The 20,436-nt window shown below is 58.0% G+C and carries 19 protein-coding genes and 1 tRNA gene; 13 read left to right on the top strand and 7 right to left on the bottom strand.

From position 1 onward, the window contains the following. Window positions 1–34 precede the first annotated feature (34 nt). The gene (locus tag ACFCXQ_RS02695; protein WP_379552834.1) at window positions 35–832 is read right to left on the bottom strand and encodes an SDR family NAD(P)-dependent oxidoreductase; all 798 of its coding nucleotides are present in this window, start codon (window positions 830–832) and stop codon (window positions 35–37) included. Between the two features lie 54 nt (window positions 833–886). On the opposite strand from ACFCXQ_RS02695, the gene pepN reads away from it, so the two are divergent. The 8 genes from pepN (at window position 887) to ACFCXQ_RS02655 (ending at window position 9,918) form a co-directional block, all read left to right on the top strand. Next, on the top strand, window positions 887–3,469 hold the full coding sequence (gene pepN / locus ACFCXQ_RS02690; protein WP_379552832.1) for an aminopeptidase N: 2,583 nt from the start codon (window positions 887–889) through the stop codon (window positions 3,467–3,469). Beyond that, the gene (gene pgeF, locus ACFCXQ_RS02685) at window positions 3,462–4,136 is read left to right on the top strand and encodes a peptidoglycan editing factor PgeF (protein ID WP_379552830.1); all 675 of its coding nucleotides are present in this window, start codon (window positions 3,462–3,464) and stop codon (window positions 4,134–4,136) included. Before pepN ends, pgeF begins: the two co-directional genes overlap by 8 nt. Window positions 4,137–4,338: 202 nt before the next feature. Then, complete coding sequence (gene petA / locus ACFCXQ_RS02680) at window positions 4,339–4,914, top strand: ubiquinol-cytochrome c reductase iron-sulfur subunit (RefSeq protein WP_379552828.1); 576 nt, start codon at window positions 4,339–4,341, stop codon at window positions 4,912–4,914. Window positions 4,915–4,934: 20 nt separating this feature from the next. Beyond that, window positions 4,935–6,251, top strand: a complete 1,317-nt coding sequence (locus ACFCXQ_RS02675; protein WP_379552826.1) for a cytochrome b — start codon at window positions 4,935–4,937, stop codon at window positions 6,249–6,251. A 31-nt stretch (window positions 6,252–6,282) separates the two neighbouring features. Further along, the gene (locus ACFCXQ_RS02670; protein WP_379552824.1) at window positions 6,283–7,122 is read left to right on the top strand and encodes a cytochrome c1; all 840 of its coding nucleotides are present in this window, start codon (window positions 6,283–6,285) and stop codon (window positions 7,120–7,122) included. 90 nt (window positions 7,123–7,212) lie between these two features. Further along, window positions 7,213–7,749, top strand: coding sequence for an adenine phosphoribosyltransferase (locus ACFCXQ_RS02665; RefSeq protein WP_379552822.1), 537 nt, complete (start codon window positions 7,213–7,215; stop codon window positions 7,747–7,749). Window positions 7,750–7,833: 84 nt separating this feature from the next. Further along, the gene (locus ACFCXQ_RS02660) at window positions 7,834–9,735 is read left to right on the top strand and encodes a cation:proton antiporter (protein WP_379552820.1); all 1,902 of its coding nucleotides are present in this window, start codon (window positions 7,834–7,836) and stop codon (window positions 9,733–9,735) included. A gap of 109 nt (window positions 9,736–9,844) precedes the next feature. Then, a tRNA-Gly gene (locus ACFCXQ_RS02655) sits at window positions 9,845–9,918 on the top strand. 270 nt (window positions 9,919–10,188) lie between these two features. Here ACFCXQ_RS02655 and panC read toward each other — a convergent pair. Beyond that, window positions 10,189–11,049 (bottom strand): pantoate--beta-alanine ligase, encoded by an 861-nt coding sequence (gene panC / locus ACFCXQ_RS02650; RefSeq protein ID WP_379552818.1) that lies wholly within the window; start codon window positions 11,047–11,049, stop codon window positions 10,189–10,191. Window positions 11,050–11,151: 102 nt separating this feature from the next. Between panC and ACFCXQ_RS02645 the strand changes: the two genes are divergently transcribed. The 5 genes from ACFCXQ_RS02645 to ACFCXQ_RS02625 are packed head-to-tail and all read left to right on the top strand — an operon-like array spanning window position 11,152 to window position 17,124. Further along, on the top strand, window positions 11,152–11,961 hold the full coding sequence (locus ACFCXQ_RS02645; protein ID WP_379552816.1) for a division plane positioning ATPase MipZ: 810 nt from the start codon (window positions 11,152–11,154) through the stop codon (window positions 11,959–11,961). Then, window positions 11,958–12,278, top strand: a complete 321-nt coding sequence (locus ACFCXQ_RS02640; protein WP_379552814.1) for a J domain-containing protein — start codon at window positions 11,958–11,960, stop codon at window positions 12,276–12,278. Before ACFCXQ_RS02645 ends, ACFCXQ_RS02640 begins: the two co-directional genes overlap by 4 nt. A gap of 3 nt (window positions 12,279–12,281) precedes the next feature. After that, window positions 12,282–13,685, top strand: coding sequence for a phosphoglucomutase/phosphomannomutase PgmG (gene pgmG, locus ACFCXQ_RS02635; protein WP_379552812.1), 1,404 nt, complete (start codon window positions 12,282–12,284; stop codon window positions 13,683–13,685). Window positions 13,686–13,709: 24 nt separating this feature from the next. Next, window positions 13,710–14,597 (top strand): DUF2059 domain-containing protein, encoded by an 888-nt coding sequence (locus ACFCXQ_RS02630; RefSeq protein WP_379552810.1) that lies wholly within the window; start codon window positions 13,710–13,712, stop codon window positions 14,595–14,597. A gap of 40 nt (window positions 14,598–14,637) precedes the next feature. Continuing rightward, window positions 14,638–17,124 carry a ligase-associated DNA damage response DEXH box helicase gene (locus ACFCXQ_RS02625; protein ID WP_379552808.1) on the top strand — a complete coding sequence of 829 codons (2,487 nt, stop codon included), beginning with the start codon at window positions 14,638–14,640 and terminating at the stop codon, window positions 17,122–17,124. A 6-nt stretch (window positions 17,125–17,130) separates the two neighbouring features. On the opposite strand, the gene ACFCXQ_RS02620 is transcribed toward ACFCXQ_RS02625, so the two are convergent. From ACFCXQ_RS02620 to ACFCXQ_RS02600, 5 genes are all read right to left on the bottom strand, one after another. Further along, entirely contained in the window at window positions 17,131–17,805 is a 675-nt protein-coding gene (locus ACFCXQ_RS02620; protein WP_379552806.1) for an ExbD/TolR family protein, read from the bottom strand. After that, window positions 17,802–18,185 carry an ExbD/TolR family protein gene (locus ACFCXQ_RS02615; RefSeq protein ID WP_379552804.1) on the bottom strand — a complete coding sequence of 128 codons (384 nt, stop codon included), beginning with the start codon at window positions 18,183–18,185 and terminating at the stop codon, window positions 17,802–17,804. The genes ACFCXQ_RS02620 and ACFCXQ_RS02615 overlap by 4 nt, the downstream gene beginning before the upstream one ends. A gap of 330 nt (window positions 18,186–18,515) precedes the next feature. Further along, window positions 18,516–18,962, bottom strand: a complete 447-nt coding sequence (locus ACFCXQ_RS02610; protein ID WP_379552802.1) for an ExbD/TolR family protein — start codon at window positions 18,960–18,962, stop codon at window positions 18,516–18,518. A 51-nt stretch (window positions 18,963–19,013) separates the two neighbouring features. Further along, on the bottom strand, window positions 19,014–19,544 hold the full coding sequence (locus ACFCXQ_RS02605; protein WP_379552800.1) for an ExbD/TolR family protein: 531 nt from the start codon (window positions 19,542–19,544) through the stop codon (window positions 19,014–19,016). 86 nt (window positions 19,545–19,630) lie between these two features. Continuing rightward, complete coding sequence (locus tag ACFCXQ_RS02600) at window positions 19,631–20,401, bottom strand: MotA/TolQ/ExbB proton channel family protein (protein WP_379552798.1); 771 nt, start codon at window positions 20,399–20,401, stop codon at window positions 19,631–19,633. Between the last annotated feature and the right edge of the window lie 35 nt (window positions 20,402–20,436).

The raw sequence follows: 20,436 nt of genomic DNA, 5'->3' as shown, positions 1-20,436 counted from the left end.
GCAGCACGGAGGTGCTGCGGAACACAAAAACGGGCTAAAACAAAAGACTCCTCAGCCCCTCTCGATAGGTCGGATAGCGCGGCTCCCAGCCCAATATACGTTTGGCTTTACCATTGGCGACGCGGCGGTTCTCTGAGTAAAACCCCAGCGCCATTTCCGACAAATTCGCCTCTTCCAGCGTCTGAAGCGGAGGCGGTTCTTGGCCCATTAAGCGGCACGCTTCTTCGATCACAGCATTGCCGCTCGCAGGCAAATCATCTGCTAGATTGTAAGCTCCCGCCGGCGCATCGCTGCTCAGAGCCGCGGCAACGCCGCTGACAATATCATCGACATGCACGCGGCTGAAGACTTGATCGGGCATATCGATCCGCCGCGCTTTGCCCGCCGCGATCCGCTCAAAAGCGCTGCGGCCCGGCCCGTAAATTCCTGGCAGGCGGAACACGCGTGCGCTGAGCTTCACCCACAGCGCATCCGCTTCTGCGCGCGCATTGCGGCGGCCTGCTCCTGTTTCGGCGACGGTGGGCGTATGTTCATCCACCCATGCCCCGCGCATATCGCCATAGACGCCGGTGGAGGAGAGATAGCCATACCATACTTCGGGGAAATCACGGCCGTAAGTGTTGAGCACGGGGTCCAATCCGCTTGCCCGGTCGGGCGGGACTGAAGAGAGCACATGGGTGGCGCGGCCCAGCGCCGAAAGCACCGCATCACGGTCCGTGAAATCAACGTCGCCCGCGCTGCCCGTCGCCTCTACTGTCCAGCCGTCACCGCGCAGGCGCTCAGCCAGCCGCTTAGCGGTGTAGCCCAGACCGAAGATCAGCATATGTGTCATCGCGTGCAACTCTAACCGCTGGACGTTTTGAGGAAAGGCCCTAAATCTTCGCGCATGGAAAATCTCAGCAACACGCCAACCGCGCAGCCCCCTGTCATTTATCGCAAGGATTATCAGCCATTCCCCTGGCTCCTGCCCGAGACAGAGCTCGTCTTTAACCTTGGCCTTGAGACAACGCTTGTGCTGGCGACTTTTACGGTCACGCGTAATCCGGATGCCGAGGCCTCACAGCAGCTGCGGCTCAATGGCGATGGCCTTACCCCGGCGCGTGTGACGGTCGATGATGTGACCATCGAAAATCCAGAAATGGACGGCGATGATCTGGTTCTGACCTTGTCGGGCGATAGCCACAAGATCATGATCGAAACCGAGCTCGATCCCTCGAGCAATACGCAGTTGATGGGGCTCTACGCTTCGAACGGAATGCTGTGCACACAGTGCGAGGCGGAGGGCTTTCGGCGCATCACCTTCTTCCCTGATCGGCCTGATGTGCTCTCGACCTATTGGGTTCATATGAGCGGCCCTAAAGATCTGTTTCCGGTGCTCTTGTGCAATGGCAATAAAGTCAAAGAAGGCGACAGTGTAGGCGGTCATCACTTTGCTGAGTGGCATGACCCTTGGCCCAAGCCGTCTTACTTGTTTGCGCTGGTCGCAGGTGATTTGGTCGCGCGCGAAGACACATTCACGACCATGGGCGGGCGCGAAGTCGACTTGGCGGTATGGGTGCGCGCAGAAGATCTGGACCGCACGGAGCACGCTATGGCCTCCCTCATCCGCTCGATGAAATGGGATGAGGAAACATTTGGGCGCGAATATGATCTCGACGTCTACAACATCGTGGCCGTTTCGGACTTCAATATGGGCGCGATGGAGAACAAAGGCCTCAACGTCTTCAACACCAAATATGTACTGGCCGATAGCGACACTGCGACGGACGCAGATTTTGACGCGGTTGAAGGCGTGATTGCACACGAGTATTTCCACAATTGGTCTGGCAATCGCGTGACCTGCCGCGATTGGTTTCAGCTCTCACTAAAAGAGGGCTTCACCGTGTTGCGCGATCAGCTGTTCAGTCAGGATATGCATTCAGAAAGCGTCAAACGGATTGAGGATGTGCGGATCCTGCGCAGCGCGCAATTCCCGGAAGATTCTGGCCCGCTCGCGCATCCAATCCGGCCCGACAGTTTCCGCGAGATCACCAATTTCTACACCGCGACCGTCTATAATAAAGGCGCGGAAGTCATCCGCATGATGCGCAGCATGGCTGGGGCTGAGAAGTTCCGCAAAGGCACCGACCTCTATTTTGACCGCCATGATGGCGAGGCCGCGACCTGCGAAGATTTCATCTCAGCGATTGAGGATGGTGCGGAGCTGGACCTTACGCAATTTCGAGGTTGGTACCGCCAGGCCGGCACTCCGCGCGTTGCCGCTGAGCTTGCTCACACCGATGGGAATGTCGAGCTGCGCCTAACCCAAAGCGTGCCCGATACACCGGGGCAGAGCGACAAGGCGCCCATCCCCATCCCGCTTAAGGTCGCTCTGCATGACCGAGCCGCTGGCAAGCTCGGTGAAGAGCAATTGATCGTTCTGAGCGAGGCAGAAATGCGAGTGCCCCTCGGCGAGGCGGCTGAGCCAGTGCTCTCAATCAATCGCGGCTTTACCGCGCCAGTAGTGATTGAGCGCGATATTGCGAGCGCCGATCTGGCATTTCTTGCTGCGCATGATGATGACCCATTTGCCCGCTATGAGGCGATGCAGGAACTGGTTGTCGGCCATCTTCTGGGCGCTGAGAATGCTGGTTCTGCGCAAGACATTACCGAGGCCATGGGTGCGATCATCGCCGATGGCTCTCTTGACGATTCGATGCGAGGCGAGCTGATGGCGCTGCCCGGTGTCACCTACCTGATGGAGCAAGTTGAGAAGGCCGACCCGACGGCTCTTCATGAAGCGCGCGAAGGCCTAAAAAAGACGCTCGGTGTCGGCCTGCGCAGCGAGCTGGGGCAGCTTTATGACCGCGCTGCTGCAATTGGGCTGGACGATCCGCAAGGGCGCGGCGCGCGCAAGGTGAAGACCATGGCGCTGGGTCTGTTGGCAGCCGGCGATCCGGGTGCAGCCAATCTCTTGGCGGCGCATCAATATGACCATGCCGACAATATGACTGACCGGCAGGGCGCATTGATGACCTTATGCGGGTTCGACACGCCAGAACGCGTGGACCGGCTCGCGGATTTTTATGAGCGTTACCGCGCCAATGATTTGGTGATCGACAAATGGTTCACGCTTCAGGCGCTGTCTACTTTGCCGCAAGTGCTCGATCACGTGCGTGAGCTTGCCAAGCATGCAGATTTCACGCTGAGCAATCCCAATCGTGCGCGCTCGCTATACATGGCGCTGGCGAGCAATCCGGCGGCGTTTCATACGCCAAGCGGCGAAGGGTATCGGATGATTGCCGATCTTATTCTCGCGCTTGATCCGATCAATGCGCAAACCGCGGCGCGCTTCGTCCCGGCACTGGGGCGTTGGCGGCGGATGGAAGAGGGGCGCGCGGCTTTGATGCGCGCTGAGCTGGAGCGGATTGCCAACGCTGAAGGCCTGTCGCGCGACACATCTGAGCAAGTCACGCGTTCGCTTGGCTGAGCTACTCAGATCCAATGCACTCGGGCGCGTCCCGCATGGCTTTTCGGCTCGCGCCGGGGCCAGCGCGGATGATGTGATCCCCGGCAGTCAGCTGGTGACAGTCAAACAAGTGCACTCGCCTGATGTTGTCGAAGTGACAGAGGCTTGGGACAAGAACGCGGCTGTTGAGGCTGATGCCATGGTCACAAACCGTCCGGGGCTGATCCTCGGCATTGTGACGGCAGATTGTGCGCCGGTTTTATTGGTCGATTCGCATGCGCGCATCATCGGCGCGGCCCATGCCGGATGGCGCGGCGCGGCGAGCGGCGTCATCGCCAATACGGTAGCGGCAATGGAGAAAATCGGTGCATCGCGGGCAAGTATTGTCGCGGCGATCGGCCCTTGTATTGCGCAGCAAAGCTATGAGGTGGATGCGTCCATGAAAGCAGAATTCTCAGCCGAGGATGCGCGCTTTTTCGCGGCTGGAAAGCCGGGCCATTGGCAGTTCGACTTGCCCGGTTTCGTAGCGTCGCAGCTCACCCTCGCGGGTATCACCCAAGTAGATGATCTTGGCCTGGATACCTATGCCAATACTAAGCAGTTTTACTCGTTCCGCCGGTCAACACACCGCGATGAGCCGACTGGTGGGCGTCAGATTAGCCTGATTGGGTTGCACGCAAGCGAATAAGCCTTGTCAAAATGGCAGTTGGCATATTCCGGCAATCGGTCTAGGGGCGCTGGAATGTCGGTGTTAAACCGTGCGGGGCGAGCGGAACTTTTCCAATGTGGCACCGTTATAGTTTGATCCGGATAGGAGCCGAAACGGTGACCCATGTTCATTGGCGCTAAGTCGGCAAAGCAGGTTGAATATTTAACGAGGCAAGGGGCCGATGGCAGAAACTGCTGCAAGCGAAACTCCCGAAATGATCCATGAGGCTGACGGCGAAGGTGTTCGTCGCCGCGACTTCATCAACATCGCTGCGGTTTCGACCGCCGGCGTTGGCGGCGCTGCGGTTTTGTTGCCGCTGATCAGTCAGATGGCGCCGTCCAAGGACGTGCTGGCAGAAAGCACGACCGAGCTTGATATCTCCGGTGTCGAGGCGGGTCAGACGATCAAGGCGATTTTCCGCAAGCAACCACTGTTTGTACGGCGTTTGACCGAGGCTGAGATTGCCGAGGCGAATGAAGTGGCGCTGTCCGACCTGCGAGAGCCCGAAACCCTCGCTGATCGCACGAAGGAAGGGAACAATGATGTTCTCGTCACCATGGGCGTATGTACCCACCTTGGCTGCGTTCCTCTCGGGGCTGCGGAAGGTGAGAGCAAAGGCGAATATAACGGCTATTTCTGCCCGTGCCATGGCTCGCATTACGACACCGCTGGGCGCATCCGCAAAGGCCCCGCACCGACCAATCTGGAAGTTCCAGATTATGAATTCACTGGCGAAACGACCATTCTTGTCGGCTAATTGGCGATAGAGAGAGAATTATGAGCTTCCCCTGGGCACGCGAATATAAGCCGAGCAACGGTTTTACTCAGTTTCTGGACGAGCGGCTGCCATTGCCGCGTCTCGTCTACAATGCTGTTGGTGCAGGCTATCCTGTTCCGCGCAACTTGAGCTATTTCTGGAATTTTGGCGTTCTGGCCGGTTTCTTCCTGGTTCTCCAGATTGTTACTGGCGTTGTGCTCGCGATGCATTACGCCGCCAACACAGAAGTCGCCTTTGGCCAGGTTGAGCACATCATGCGCGATGTAAACTGGGGCTGGCTGATGCGCTATGCGCACATGAACGGTGCGCACTTCTTCTTCCTTGTGGTCTACATCCACATTTTCCGCGGCCTGTTTTACAGCTCATACAAGGCGCCGCGCGAGATGATCTGGCTGCTCGGCGTCGTCATCTTCCTGTTGATGATGGCAACCGCCTTTATGGGTTACGTGTTGCCATGGGGCCAAATGAGCTTCTGGGGCGCGAAAGTGATCACCGGGCTGTTTGGGGCGATCCCGCTGGTCGGCGAATCGCTGCAAGTGTGGCTGGTCGGCGGTTTCGCTCCTGACAATGCTGCGCTGAACCGCTTCTTCAGCCTGCACTTCCTGCTGCCCTTTGTGATTGCCGGTGTGGTTATCCTCCACATCTGGGCGCTGCATATTCCCGGCTCTTCCAACCCCACCGGTATTGAGGTGAAGCAGGAAAGCGATACGCTGCCCTTCCACCCATATTACACCGCGAAAGATGGGTTCGGTCTGGGCGTTGCGCTACTGCTATATTTCACGCTGGTTTTCTTCCTGCCCAACATGCTCGGGCACGCCGATAACTATATTGAGGCGAACCCGCTTTCGACACCGGCGCTGATCGTTCCTGAATGGTATTTCTATCCCTTCTACGCGATCCTGCGAGCGTTCACATTCGACTTCATCCTGCCAGCCAAGCTGTGGGGCGTGATCGCAATGTTTGCCTCGATCCTGGTTTGGTTCTTCCTGCCATGGCTCGACAAGTCGCCAGTGCGCAGCGGCCACTATCGCCCGCTGTTCAAGAAGTTCTTCTGGTTCGGCCTTATTCCAACCATGGCGATGCTCTTCTTCCTTGGCGGTGCGCCGGCAGAAGAGCCTTATGTGATGCTCAGCCAGATCTTTACGGCTTACTACTTCCTGCACTTCCTGGTGATCCTGCCGATCATTAGTCAGATTGAGCAGCCTGAAGAATTGCCGTTCTCGATCACTGAGAAAGTGCTTGGCAAAGATAGCAATGCGCCAGTCGGCGCCACCAATAATGCACCAGTGGGTGCAACGGCCCAACCGGCCGAATGAAGCGCGATTCGAACGAGAGAAGAGACTTAGAATGATCCGCCTTATCTCCATTTTCGTCGGCCTTGGCTTTGCTGGCGTCGCGCTCATCTCGCTGGCTTTCGGCGCCTATGCCTATGCAACGGACGAGCCGGTGGCACATTTGCCTTACAAGAAGCCTGAGAAAGTCGATTTCTCGTTCAATGGCCCATTCGGCAAGTGGGACTATGGCCAGCTTCAGCGCGGCTATAAGGTCTACAAAGAAGTGTGCGCGGCCTGCCACGGCATCAAGTTTGTGTCGTTCCGCGATCTAGCTGATCTTGGCTACACGGAAGCTCAGGTAAAGGCTGAAGCGGCGAGTTGGACTGTGCCGGGCATTGACCCCGATACTGGCGAAGCCACCACACGCCCAGGCCTCCCAACCGATCCGTTTCCAGAGCCTTACCCTAACAATGTTGCGGCTGCTGCGGCGAATAATAACGCGATCCCGCCAGATCTCTCGCTGATGACCAAGGCACGCAATGATGGTAGCAATTACGTCGCCTCACTGCTCGCCGGGTATCAGGACGAACCCGATCCTGAAGTGTTGGCAGAGTTCCCTGAAGCGGCACCGGGCCCTGGGCTCTATCACAACCCTTACTTCAAGAACCTCAATCTCGCGATGTCGCCTCCGATCGCGATCGATGATCAGGTCGCATATGACGATGGTACAAAGGCGACCGTTCGGCAGATGAGCGAAGACGTTGCTGCATTCCTCACCTGGACTGCGGAACCGTCGCTGATCAAGCGCAAGCAAACCGGTTGGCCGGTAATGATCTTCCTGCTTTTTGCAACTGTGCTGGCCTATTTGTCCAAGCAACAGATTTGGTCAGCGGTGAAGCCGAAAAAAGACTGATCTTGACCATCATCTGGTTAATTTGAAGCGCCCTGCCTTTCTCAAGATTGGCGGGGCGTTTCGCATTTATACTGGTACTGAAAGAAGACGATGACAGCTGACGAGCTCAAAGCCCTCATTCGCACAGTTCCCGATTTCCCGGAGCCGGGGATTGCCTTCCGCGATATCACCACGCTGATCGGCCATGGCCCGGGCCTGCGCGCGGCGGTGCGCTTGCTCGCAGACCATGCGCGCGCTGTCGGCGCTGACGCAATCGCTGGGATGGAGGCGCGCGGGTTTATCTTTGGTGCCGCGGTTGCGGTCGAGCTGGAGTTGGGCTTTATCCCGGTGCGTAAGCCCGGCAAGCTGCCCGTGCCGACCATTGGCGTCGACTATGCGCTGGAATATGGCACAGACCGCCTGGAGATTGACCCGGGCGCCGTGTCAGCTGGACAAAATGTTGTGCTCGTTGATGATCTCGTGGCAACTGGCGGCACGGCGTGCGCAGCGGCAAGCCTGCTGCGTCAAGCGGGCGCAGAGGTATCTCACGCAGCCTTTGTGATCGATTTGCCAGAACTTGGCGGTGCAAGCGCTTTGCGTAGCGCTGATGTAGCGGTAGAAGCCCTGATGGAATTTGAAGGGGCCTGATTGAAACGGCCTAGCTGGCGCAAATGCGCGCCCGCATCACACAAGAGGGGTTGAGGCTGCATGCTCGCGCGCAGCTGAGCAGTGATGGAAGAACAAGCAGTCGTAATCGCTCTAGTGGGCATTTTGGGCATTGGCGCGCAATGGCTTGCTTGGCGCACAGGCTGGCCAGCTATCGTCTTGATGCTGGTCGCAGGCTTTTTGTTCGGGCCTATTCTCGGCGTGATGAACCCCGAGCGCGCATTTGGCGATTTGCTGGAACCGATGGTGGCAATCGGGGTGGCGCTGATCTTGTTTGAAGGCGGGCTGAGCCTCGATTTTCGCGAATTGCGCCATTCGGGCAGCGCGGTCTGGCGGCTCGCGACTATCGGCGTCGTTGTGGGCTGGCTGCTGGGCGCATTGGCCGCGCATGAAATTGCCGGCCTCGCTTGGCCGGTCGCGGTGCTGTTCGGCGGCATTTTAGTGGTAACTGGTCCGACGGTGGTCATCCCGCTGCTGCGCCAATCCTCGATCCAGCAACGCCCCGGCTCCATCCTCAAATGGGAAGCGATCGTCAATGATCCGACCGGCGCACTATGCGCTGTCATTGCGTTTGAATATTTCCGCTTGTCCGCTGATGGGGCGACATTGTTCCAAGTGGTTCCGCCAATGATCATCGCGGCCATTTTGGCCGGGCTCATTGGCTATGCTGCGGCGGTCGCCATCGCCTGGAGCTTCCCGCGCGGGTTGGTGCCGGAATATCTCAAAGTGCCGGTACTCTTGATCACCGTCATTAGCGTTTTCGTTATCTCAAATTTGATTGAGCATGAGGCGGGGCTAGTGGCAGTCACGGTCATGGGCGTCGCGCTGGCCAATATGAATGTGTCCAGCCTGCGCAGCATTCATCCGTTTAAAGAGAACATCGCTGTGCTGCTCGTTTCGGGCATTTTCATCGTGCTTTCTGCTTCCCTGACTTGGGACGAGATCGCTTATCTCGATCCTCGCACAACGGAGGGTCTCAGGGTTTTTGCATTCCTGCTCGCTCTGCTGTTTGTTGTCCGGCCTGTCACTATTCTCATCAGTCTGCTCGGCAGCTCAATCCCGTGGAATGAGCGGCTTTTCCTGGCCTGGGTTGCACCGCGCGGCATTGTGTTGGTCGCGATTTGCGGCCTGTTTGCGCTGCGCTTGACTGAAATGGGCGAACCTGACGGTCAATTATTGATCGGCCTCAGCTTCGCAGTCGTCGTTGCGACCATTATTGCGCACGGCTTTACGGTTGATCTGGTCGCGCGCTGGCTCAAGGTGAAGGGCGATACACGCCCCGGCATTCTGATTGTCGGCAGCAGGCCGTGGACCATCGCTCTGGCAGAGCAACTGCGTGACCTAAAAGCCCCGGTGCTGGTGGTCGATTCCAGTTGGCAGCGTCTCGCCGCCGCGCGGCAAAAGGGCATTCCCTTCTATCACGGCGAAATCCTCAATGAGGCGACTGAACATAATCTCGATCTTGGGCCGTATCAGGTGCTGGTCGCGGCCTCAGAAAATGAGGCGTATAATACGCTGGTGTGCAATGAATTTGCACACGAGATTGGGCGCGACAAAGTCTATCAGCTGGGCGAAGAGGGCGATGATGATGACAAGCACGCTCTGCCTGAAAGCCTTCGTGGGCGCGCTCTGTTTGAGGCAGGCTACGGCGTAACCGAAGTCAATGAGCGCCAGCAGGAAGGCTGGGTCTTCCGCAAGACCAAGCTGTCTGACGAGTTCGATTTTGACGCCGCGCAGGAGCATTTGCCCGATGAAGCGCATATGCTTTTGCTCGTGCGGCCTGATGGGCGGATGCGCTTCTTCACGCACGCCGCACGGCCAGACCCGCAAGTCGGCGATATTCTGGTGAGCTTTGCCCCGCCGCAGGAGCGCAGCGCAGAAGAGCGCGCGGCCCGGCGCGCCGAAAAGAAGGATGCCGAGAAGAAGGGTGCTGGCAAGAAAGACGGGCCCGCGCCGCAAACTGCGTGATGCGGCTTGGAGTGAGCGCGGGTTCATTATTCGCGCAACCCTTAAATCTTGGGTTGACCGCCAGCCTACATCGGTGGCATTTGCGCGCCTTCGCTGAGACGCGAGATGAGCGGGTATAGCATAGTGGTAATGCTCTAGCCTTCCAAGCTAGCTAGAGGGGTTCGATTCCCCTTACCCGCTCCAACCTCTATCGGCTGTCACTATCGCGGGTGAACTGCGCAAGAGGGGTTCGATTGTCCTCGCCCCATCGTTCCTCAGGGCTCGTTCAGCTGCGCTTCCCCCTTACCCGCTCCAACCTTTCTGGCCCTCTGCAAAACGCAAAAGCCGAACGTTGCAGATAAGGAGCTGTGCAACGCTCGGCTTCATTAGCGACCCAAGAGGCTGTGATAGCGCTTCTGAGTACGTGAGATTCTAGGTTGCCGCGCCGACTGTGTGAAGGCGGGGTACATGATTTTACACATTCAGCGCCGCTGGCATATTGTCGATCAGCCGCGTGCCGCCAATACGCGCGGCCAGAAACAGCCGCGTATTTTCACTGGCCTCATTGGCAAGCTCAATCGTATCGGCATCGCGCAGCTCGGCATAATCGATGCTCTCAAAGCCGCTGGTGAGGAGCGTGTCTTCCAGCTCCCTGAGGGCGCCAGCCGCAGCCACTCCAGATTTCATCGCTGCGATCGCGGCCTTCATAGCTCGAGGCAAAGTTCCCGCCGCAGCGCGCTCTTCCTTGCTCAAATAGGCATTGCGGCTGCTCATCGCGAGACCATCTTCCTCTCGCACCGTCGGCACGCCGTGAACGGCATCAACATGCGGCAAGGTAAGGTCGAGATCGCGCGACATCCGGCGGATCACGGCCAATTGCTGCCAATCCTTCTCTCCAAAAAATGCGCAATCTGGCCGCACTTGGTTGAACAGTTTGCAGACTACCGTGGCCACTCCGTCAAAATGGCCGGGCCTATCATCGCCGCATAACCCTGAGCTGACGCCCGCAACTGAGACATTGGTGGCATAGCCTTGGGGGTACACTTCCTCAGGTGCAGGCGCCCAAATCGCGCTCACGCCCTCAGCTTCGAGCAATGCGCTATCGGCCGCTAATTGCCGCGGATAGGCGTCCAAATCCTCGCCCTCGCCAAATTGTGTGGGATTGACGAAGATGGAGACCACAACGTGATCTGCGGCTGATCGGGCTGCGCGCACCAGTGTGAGATGCCCCTCATGCAAGGCGCCCATTGTGGGGACCAGCGCGATGCGCGCGCCCCCTGCGCGCAGGCCATCAACGGTGTTTCTCAACATTTTGAGCTTTGTGATCGTTTGCATGGTAGAGGGCCCTCCGGTACAAAATACCCTCGCGCGCTGCCTAGCAGTTTGCGATAATGCGACCAACCAAGCATTCACGCTTCGCCAAAGGTTCTCTCTTACGTGACACTGGCCCGCCCACATAGAATTACCTTCGCCAATGAAAAGGGCGGCACTGGCAAGTCGACTACGGCTGTGCATGTCGCGGTGGCGCTCTCGTATCATGGGTTTCGCGTTGTGGCATATGATCTTGACCACCGTCAGCGGACAATGGATCGCTATTTTGAAAACCGCGCGGAAACCGCTGGCAAGAGAGGTATCGACCTACCGACGGCTGAGAGCCACGTAATTGAAGACCTTGATCCCGGCGAGTTTGAAGCGCTGATCGCAGAGACCAGCGAGGGTGCGGATTTCATCCTCATCGATACGCCCGGCCGCGATGACGAGCTGGCGCGCCATGCTGCTGCGCAAGCGGATACGCTTGTCACCCCGATGAATGACAGTTTCGTTGATTTCGATCTGATCGGTCAGGTCGAGGCGGAAACCTTCAAGGTCAAGAAGCTGTCATTTTATGCCGAGCTCATTTGGGAGGCGCGGATAAAGCGCAGCCGAGCGACCATTGAACAGCATCGCCGCGAGATGGATTGGGTCGTCGTGCGCAACCGCACTGGCTATACCGAGGCGCGCAATATGGCGCGGATCGAGAAGGCGCTCACGGAAATGTCAAAACGCGTTGGCTTTCGCACTGCCAAAGGCCTATCTGAGCGTGTGATTTACCGGGAACTTTTCCCTTCTGGGCTCACTTTATTGGATAAGCGCCATCTGGGCGAACTTGGCACGAGCCATCTTGTTGCGCGTCAGGAACTGCGGGGCCTCGTGCAAAACCTGCGCTTGCCGGGGATGGCTCAAATTGAGGATACTGTCGCGGCGTGATTAAACTTGCGGTGATTTTAGCATTGGTGATTTTTGGCTGGCGCTGGGCGTTTGGCACTTGGCCGTGGGATCATCTGACGAGCGGCCAAAATGGCGGCCCCAAGGGCAAGCTTTCGCACGCTCAGCAAGTGTCACGGGCACGCCGTCTGCTCGGCGTTGATGCCAAGGCCGATCTGCAGCAAATCCGCGATGCGCATCGCAAGATCGCCAGCGATATTCACCCCGATAGAGGCGGCAGCGATGCACGCCTTGCAGAGATTAATACCGCGCGCGATCTATTGATCGAAGAGGCGGCCAAGAACGAGAAAGACGGCTAATTCATGGGACACCAATTTCACTCAACGATCCTGCGCGAATATGACATTCGCGGCATTATCGATGAGACGCTCAGCGCGGATGACGCGCGCGCCATTGGCCGCACATTCGGCTCCATGCTGCGCGAGGCCGGCGGTAGCCGTGTGGCGGTGGGCTATGATGGCCGGATCAGCTCGCCCATGCTGGAAGAGGCGCTGGTCGAGGGGCTGACCGCAAGCGGCTGCGATGCGATCCGTATTGGCCTGAGCGCTACGCCAATGCTCTATTACGCCGAGGCTTCAGCCGAAGATGTGCATGGCGGCATTCAGATAACTGGCAGCCATAACCCCCCCAATTACAACGGCTTCAAGATGGTGATGCAGGGGCGTCCGTTCTTCGGGAAAGACATCCTCGCCCTCGGCGAGCGCGCTGCGGCAGGGCAGCTGCTCGACGGGGCGGGGAGCACCGAGGAAAGGGAGGTTCTCGGTGAGTACGTCGCTCGCATGCTTACTGCGCTCGACGGGACAGATGCTTCGCGGCTCGAAGGGCTGCGGATCGGCTGGGATGCCGGTAATGGCTCTGCTGGCCCCGCGCTTGAGCAATTGGCGGCATTGCTGCCCGGGGAACACCACTTGCTGTTCACTGAGGTCGATGGCCATTTTCCTAATCATCATCCCGATCCTACTGTCGAAGCCAACCTTGAGGATTTGCGCAGACTTGTCGCTGAAAAGAACCTCGATTTCGGAGTAGCTTTTGACGGGGATGGGGACCGGATCGGCGCGATTGATGGCCAGGGGCGGGTGATCTGGGGCGATCAATTGCTGATGATTTATGCCGAGGATGTTCTCTCCCGCCACCAGGGCGCCACCGTCATTGCAGACGTGAAGGCGAGCCGGGCTTTGTTCGATCATGTGAGCGCGCATGGCGGCACCCCGCTGATGTGGAAGACGGGGCACTCGCTGATTAAGTCCAAAATGAAGGAAACGGGCAGTCCTTTGGCCGGAGAAATGAGCGGCCACGTATTTTTTGCGGACGAATATTACGGCTTTGACGATGCGCTTTATGCAGGTGTCCGGTTAATCGCGGCTACTGCGCGGCTTGGCAAATCGGTGACAGATCTGCGCAGCGCGATGCCGGATATGGCCAATACGCCCGAGATGCGTTTTCAGGTTGATGAAGCCCGCAAGTTTGCCGCGATTGAAGAGATTGCGGCGCGCATCGCGGCGAGCGATGCAGTGGCAGACACGACCGACGGTGTTCGTGTAAGCAATGCTGATGGCTGGTGGCTCCTGCGCGCCTCCAACACGCAGGATGTGCTGGTTGCCCGGGCTGAGAGCGATAGCGATGAGGGCCTAGAGCGCTTGGTCGCACAGATTGACGAGCAATTGGAACTGTCAGGCCTCGAGCGCGGCGAGAGCGTGGGGCACTAACTTTAGAGGACTAAGGCGATGCGGATGAGAAAATTTGGATTTGCTGCCAGTGCCGCTGTGTTGGCCGTGGCGGCCCCAAATGCGGCACATGCGGATGATCACACGAGTTCCCGCGACGCTGCCTTTGCGCAGGCGATGGCCGATGCCTTTGCCGCTGAGCCTTTGACTGCAGAGCAGGAGATGCGCGTTCCCGCCGCCGTTGCGGTGGTGGATCAAGTGTTCCCTGAGGGCACCTATCGGCGGATGATGGACGAATCGCTCAAACCCATGATGGGGTCGCTGTTCGGTTCCTCCAGCGCTTTGCCTATGGCGATGATCGCCGAAATGCTGGGGATTCCATCAAGCGATGTTGAGGCGATGGGCGATACTACGGTCGGCGAGGTCATGGCAATTGTTGACCCCGCATTTGAAGAGCGCTCATCACTCACGACCAATCTGACCATCGAATTGATGGACGGTATTGTTGATCAGGTCGAGCCGCCCATGCGGGCCGGCCTCGCACGGGCCTATGCGGTGCGCTTCACCGATCAGCAATTGGCCGAGCTCAGCGCTTTTTTTGCGACCGAAACTGGCGCTTATTATGCGGGCGAGTCCTACATCATTTTCACTGACCCTCAGGTTATGGGGGCGATGCAGGAAATGGTGCCTGCTATGATGGAGATGGTGCCCGAGCTGACGCGAAAGATGGAAGAGCGGATGGCCGCTTTGCCGCCTGTGCGCAGTTATGCCGATCTTGAAGAGGCGGAGCGCGATAAGCTTGCAGAGCTTCTGGGCATGACGCGAGAGGAGCTGGAAGCGAGGGAAAGCAACTTCTTCCGAAGCTCTTATCCAAGTGGCCCCGGCTCCTATGACCACGAAGGCGACGAGGGTGACTATACCGAAGAGGCGGTAGAGGCAGATTCTGACGAATGAATGCTGAACAGGATCGCTGAGGGCTGCTAAAGCTTAAGGCGTGCCGCAGACAATCGTCCCACCTGAAATTGAGAGCTGGTTTTCCGGTCGTGGTTGGCGCATTCGGCGCCACCAGACTGACATGTTGGCTGCTTCCGATGCGGGCAAGCATGCAATGCTGGTTGCTGATACCGGCGCGGGTAAGACGCTCGCTGGGTTTCTGCCGACGCTGGCCGCCTTTACGCCTACGCGGTTGGGCGATGACGCTGCGCCCGATGGGCTGCACACGATCTACGTCTCGCCTCTGAAGGCGCTGGCCCACGATGTTCAGCGCAATCTGGTGACGCCGGTTGAGGAAATGGGGCTGCCCATCCGGATCGAGACGCGCAGCGGCGACACGCCTTCTGACCGCAAGAAACGTCAACGGGCCAAGCCCCCGCATATCCTGCTGACCACGCCGGAATCGCTCTCGCTGCTGCTGTCTTATCCCGATAGTCTGGAGCTGTTCCAAGGCTTGAAGCGTATTGTGATCGATGAGGTCCATGCCTTTGCCACGGGCAAGCGCGGCGATCTTTTGGCGCTGGCCCTGTCACGTCTGCAAGGAATCGCGCCCGATATGCAGCGCGCGGCATTATCGGCCACAGTCGCGCGGCCCGATGCGTTTCGCGATTGGCTCGCCCCACATGGTGATTTGGATCAGGTCGCACTGGTTGAGGGTGAGGTCGGCGCGCCTGCCGAGGTTGAGATCCTCCTGCCGACAGAGGAGCGCGTGCCATGGGGCGGGCATGCCGCGACTTGGTCAATCCTTCAGCTTTATGAGCAGATCCGCGCAAACAAGACCGCGCTGATCTTCACCAATACACGCTTTCTGGCGGAGTATATCTTCCAGAATTTGTGGGATGCGAATGAGGACAATCTGCCCATCGGCATTCACCACGGCTCGCTCTCGAAAGAGGCGCGCCGCAAGGTCGAAGGCGCCATGGCACGCGGCGAATTGCGCGCGCTGGTGGCGACGGCCAGCCTCGATCTCGGCGTCGATTGGGGCGATATCGATCTGGTGGTGCAAATGGGCGCGCCCAAAGGATCATCGCGGCTTTTGCAGCGGATTGGCCGGGCTAATCACCGGCTCGATCAGCCAAGTCGCGCATTGCTGGTGCCGGGCAATCGCTTCGAATTTCTTGAGGCGACTGCCGCACAAGAAGCGGTCGATGAAGGTCAGCGCGACGGCGAAGAATTTCGCCCCGGCGGGCTTGATGTGCTCGCGCAGCATGTGATGGCATGTGCCTGCGCTGGGCCGTTTGAGGAGGCCGCGCTGCTGGCGGAGGTGCGCTCTAGTCTCGCCTATGCCTGGGTCGATGAGGCGGCGTGGCAGCGGGTTCTGAGCTTTGTTGAGAACGGTGGTTACGCGCTCAAGGCCTATGATAAGTTCAAGCGGATCACGCGTGAGAAGAATGTAGATGGCCGCGCGACCTGGCGCCTGACGCATCCGGAACTTGCGGCGCGTCATCGAATGAATGCCGGGATCATTATCGATTCTGAAATGCTTGAGGTTCGCATCAATGCTGGCGGAGGAAGAGGCGGGCGTTCCCTTGGCCGAGTAGAAGAGCGCTTTGCCGCGACGCTCTCGCCGGGAGATACCTTCGCCTTTGCGGGGATGAGCCTTGAGGTGGTCAAGCTACAGGACATGGAGGTGCTGGTGCGTGCCTCCAAGAAATCGGCAATGATCCCCAGCTATGGCGGTGCGCGCATGCCGCTCACCACGCATCTGGCCGAGCGTGTGCGTGCGATGCTCGTTGACCGCGCGGGCTGGAACCGATTCCCAGATGATGTGCGCGAGTGGCTCGAGGTGCAGGATTGGCGCAGCCGCATGCCCGGACCGGGCGAATTGCTGGTCGAGAGCTTCCCCCATGCCAAGCGCGAATACACGGTCTACTACACCTTTGAAGGATGGAATGCGAACCAGTCGCTCGGCATGCTGATTACGCGGCGGATGGAAGATCGCGGGCTTCAGCCCATGGGCTTCGTCGCCAATGATTATTCGCTGGCGGTGTGGGGGCTGAAGCCTGTGACCGATCCAGTGCCGCTTCTCTCACCCGACATTCTCAAGGATGAGTTTGTCGAGTGGGTGCAGAACTCACACTTGCTGCGCCGAGCCTTTCGCGAGGTCGCAGTAATCGGCGGGCTGGTGGAGCGGCAGCATCCCGGCAAACGCAAATCGGGCAAGCAAGTCACCTTTTCGACCGATCTGATTTACGATGTGCTGCGCAAATATGAGCCGGATCACGTACTGCTTGAGGCGGCATGGGCCGATGCGAAAGAGCGAATGACCGACGTTGGGCGTTTGGCGGATCTGCTTAATCGGTCAGAGCGCGAACTTGTCCATGTCGAGCTGGAGCGCGTTAGCCCACTGGCCGTACCGGTGATGGTGATGATCGGCCGCGAAGCGACGCCGCAAGGCGCGGCAGATGATGAGTTGCTGCTTGAGGCGGAGAGCCTAGCGGGGCAAGCGATGCGGGTGGATGATACGATGCGGCCGGAAGGCGACTAAAGAGCATTAGTTATCGCCGGGGCAGATGACGTCGTGGGCAGGTCTGGGCTCCAGGCGATAGCGTGGCATATCTGCAAGCCTGGTGCTCGGCTCAACCAGCGTTAGTGAGGTCAGCAAACCTGGCGGTGCGCTCGTGCGATGCACTGCCCGCGGGCGGTCGGATTTTCCAAACCTGCAATGGTCACGCAGCCCCGCAAAATTAAACTTGCTCACGCCTGATGCCTTGATGATGTAGAGTGCTCGCATCGCCGTTTCGTAGCTGGCTGATGGATCAGGCTCAAAGAGCAATTCCGGCTCGGGCTGCATCATCAATGTGGCATAGAGCAACTCGCTCAGCCGCCACTCAGTGATCGCCTGACCGTTCCACTGAATCTCGTCAGCCCGAGAGATGGTGACTTTGTTGACCGGGATACCTAGTCGATTTTCAACAAGCCATGCTTCCAGGCTCGCTTCGCGTTCGGTATCGAGGTTTTCCAGAAAGGCGGCATCAGCAAGATCAATCGTAAATGCATGCGTGGTTGGTGGCGCAGTCCCAATGATCAGCAGCACCAGAAAGCTAAACACAAACGCCATGGGCCGAGTGTCTATCCGTGCAATCGGCTCGCCATGGTCAAACCGCTTGTCGTTCACCAAGCGATCAGGGCGTTCGCCCCAACGCCGCGCCCCGAGCGACTTCCTCACCGTTCAAAGTCCCGATATTTGTGATTGCCGACAAAGGCAAATTTGGTGACGCCTGCGTCTTTAATCAGCGCGATGGTTTTGGCTGAGCGATCATAGCTTGCGAGTGCATCAGGTTCGAAACGCAATAGGGGCTCCTCAGCTTGGCTGGTGGCGGTCACTAGCTGATTGATCAGTTCTTGCTGCGAAAGCGGCTGACCATTCCATAGCAGCTCGTCCTGCGCGCTGATTGAGACGGTGTTGGCCTGCTCCACCGGATACTTACCCTTGCCCGTCGCAAGCGGCATTTCGAGCGAGTGCGTCGCCATGGGAATGGTGATGATGATCATAATGATGAGCACCAGCAGCACATCGATTAGCGGGGTTGTGTTCATCTCACCCATGGGGCGAGGAGCTGCTTTGGCGCGTTTGGGGGAGTTGAACCCTGATTGCCGTTGATGACGGCTGCGAGGTATCGCTCTGGATGAAAGGGCGGCGGCGTAAGGCATCGGCACTCTCCTTCAATCGGTCCGCGAGCATATCATTTAAGCAGGATGTGGGCAAATTGAGAGGGTTAGAGCGCGCAGCGGCTCGCGGCTGAAGGCCTGGTTATGAGCGGCCTCGCTCGCTCGCTTCTCGCCCAGCGAAGCGCGCCGTGAGAACCCGGCGATACCCAATAAAAAAAGGGGACGGATCGCTCCGCCCCCTCTCTCGGTGATTAGTTTGTCCGGCGCTTATTGCGCTCCAGCCGCCTTACCGAAAGTACGGTAGCGCTCATTGCCGACGAAGCCGAACTTGGTCACGCCGCTAGCCTTAATGATGTTCAGCACTTTGACTGATTTTTCATAACTGGAGAGCGCTTCTGGTTCAAACTGAAGCTCTGGTTCAGGAGTGATTTGCATCGACTCTTGCAGCAGGCCGACCAGTTGCCCCTCAGTGATCGCCTCACCGTTCCACAAGATTACATCTTGCTGAGTCAGAATGAGCTTATTCTTATCGGGCTCGATCACAACCGGGTTATCTACTGGTGAAGGTTGCGGCAGGTCGATATCGACCGAGTGCGTTGCAACGGGGATGGTGATGATGAACATGATGAGCAGAACGAGCAAGACGTCGATGAGCGGCGTCATGTTCATTTCCATCATCGGCGAACCATCATCGGAACCGCCTGACATTGCCATAGTGTGGTACTCCTAAATTCTCTTAACGAACGCTGGTTGTCCAGATGGCATTTAGCCGTTCGGATCAACCGGGTTCGATATAAAGCCAACCGTTGGATAGCCAGCGGCTTGCACATTGTAGATCGCGCCCGCGACACAGGCCCAAGGGGCATTCACGTCGCCGCGAATATGCACTTGCGGGATAGCGTCAGGGTTTTCCATGATCGCTTCCGGCCCTCCAGCACGCTGAACAATAGTATCGAGGCGCTTAAATGCCTGATCATACAGTTCTTCCGAGTTCACCGGCGAGATATTGTTGAAATAGACCCGGCACTCACCAGTGCGCGAAGCACCTTCGAAACCGGGGTCACCAGCGCTGCGTCCTGCTTCGTCCGCAGTCGAGATGGTCAGCAAAAGGTTTTCAACCTTATCTTTCGATTCTGTCGTTTCCAGAATTGGAACACGCAGTTTCTCGATAGTCTGGATCGCGACCGGCACCGCGATGAGGAAGATGATCAGAAGCACCAGCATAACGTCCACTAGCGGCGTTGTGTTGATGTCCGACATAGGCGTCTCTCCGCCTCCTCCTGTCGAAATCGCCATAGCTTAAATCCTATAATTCGAATTCTGGGATTGATGCGAAGGCGTCAGGGGAGCAGCGACGCCGCTCCCCCGGGCCATTTCATCAATTACTTCTTCGGCGCAGCAGCTGCTGGCTTAGGAGCGGCAGTCGTGCGCGCCTTGGCCGCTGTGGGCGCTGATGGCTTCACCGTACCGTTCGAGTTGATGTATGCGAGCAGATCAGTTGAAAATGCGCTGAGCATCTCGCCAATCCGCTTATTACGGCTCTGCAGCCAGTTGTACGCAAACACGGCAGGCACAGCCACGAGCAGACCAATCGCGGTCATGATCAGAGCTTCACCGACTGGGCCAGCAACCTTATCGATCGAAGCCGAACCAGCCATGCCGATGTTGATCAGAGCGCGGTAAATACCGATCACTGTACCCAGCAGGCCTACAAACGGAGCGGTCGCGCCCACGGTTGCGAGGAAGGGCAGCCCGCCAGCAAGCTTGGAGTTAATGGCGTCTTCTGAGCGAGCCAGTGAGCCGTGCATCCAGTCATGCGCTTCGAGCTTGTCTGTCATTTTAGCGTGCTGGTCATCTGCGATGAGAGCATCGTCAACAAGCTGACGCCATGCGCTGTTCTTCTCAAGCTTGGTCGCACCATCTTTCAGGCTCGGCGCAGACCAGAACTTCGCGCGGACGTCCTTGTACTGGTTCATAACTTTGCGCTGTTCAAACAGCTTGGTGAAGAGAATGTAGAATGAGCCAACTGACATGATGACCATAACGCCGAGGATAAACCAAGCGACGAAGCCGCCCTGGTTCATGGCTTCCATGAAGCCGAAGGAGTTTTTCGGCGCATCACCGGCTGCTGCAGCAAGAAGTTCGATAGTCATAGCGAGTAGTCCTTTTAGGTAATTTCTTCGATCCG

Origin of the sequence: Qipengyuania rhodophyticola (genome assembly GCF_042493225.1) — a bacterium.
Lineage (GTDB): Bacteria > Pseudomonadota > Alphaproteobacteria > Sphingomonadales > Sphingomonadaceae > Erythrobacter.
Note: the sequence above shows the minus strand (reverse complement) of the source record. Positions and strands in the feature narration are given on the sequence as shown.

What these genes read in the sequence shown, in the direction of transcription:
- ACFCXQ_RS02675 (WP_379552826.1), top strand. Translation starts at nt 4,935, where the DNA reads ATGAGCTTCCCCTGGGCACGCGAATATAAGCCGAGCAACGGTTTTACT.
- ACFCXQ_RS02605 (WP_379552800.1), bottom strand. Translation starts at nt 19,544, where the DNA reads ATGGCGATTTCGACAGGAGGAGGCGGAGAGACGCCTATGTCGGACATC.
- ACFCXQ_RS02610 (WP_379552802.1), bottom strand. Translation starts at nt 18,962, where the DNA reads ATGGCAATGTCAGGCGGTTCCGATGATGGTTCGCCGATGATGGAAATG.
- ACFCXQ_RS02695 (WP_379552834.1), bottom strand. Translation starts at nt 832, where the DNA reads ATGACACATATGCTGATCTTCGGTCTGGGCTACACCGCTAAGCGGCTG.
- ACFCXQ_RS02630 (WP_379552810.1), top strand. Translation starts at nt 13,710, where the DNA reads ATGAGAAAATTTGGATTTGCTGCCAGTGCCGCTGTGTTGGCCGTGGCG.
- pepN (WP_379552832.1), top strand. Translation starts at nt 887, where the DNA reads ATGGAAAATCTCAGCAACACGCCAACCGCGCAGCCCCCTGTCATTTAT.
- ACFCXQ_RS02665 (WP_379552822.1), top strand. Translation starts at nt 7,213, where the DNA reads ATGACAGCTGACGAGCTCAAAGCCCTCATTCGCACAGTTCCCGATTTC.
- pgmG (WP_379552812.1), top strand. Translation starts at nt 12,282, where the DNA reads ATGGGACACCAATTTCACTCAACGATCCTGCGCGAATATGACATTCGC.
- panC (WP_379552818.1), bottom strand. Translation starts at nt 11,049, where the DNA reads ATGCAAACGATCACAAAGCTCAAAATGTTGAGAAACACCGTTGATGGC.
- ACFCXQ_RS02615 (WP_379552804.1), bottom strand. Translation starts at nt 18,185, where the DNA reads ATGGGTGAGATGAACACAACCCCGCTAATCGATGTGCTGCTGGTGCTC.
- petA (WP_379552828.1), top strand. Translation starts at nt 4,339, where the DNA reads ATGGCAGAAACTGCTGCAAGCGAAACTCCCGAAATGATCCATGAGGCT.
- ACFCXQ_RS02600 (WP_379552798.1), bottom strand. Translation starts at nt 20,401, where the DNA reads ATGACTATCGAACTTCTTGCTGCAGCAGCCGGTGATGCGCCGAAAAAC.
- ACFCXQ_RS02670 (WP_379552824.1), top strand. Translation starts at nt 6,283, where the DNA reads ATGATCCGCCTTATCTCCATTTTCGTCGGCCTTGGCTTTGCTGGCGTC.
- ACFCXQ_RS02660 (WP_379552820.1), top strand. Translation starts at nt 7,834, where the DNA reads ATGGAAGAACAAGCAGTCGTAATCGCTCTAGTGGGCATTTTGGGCATT.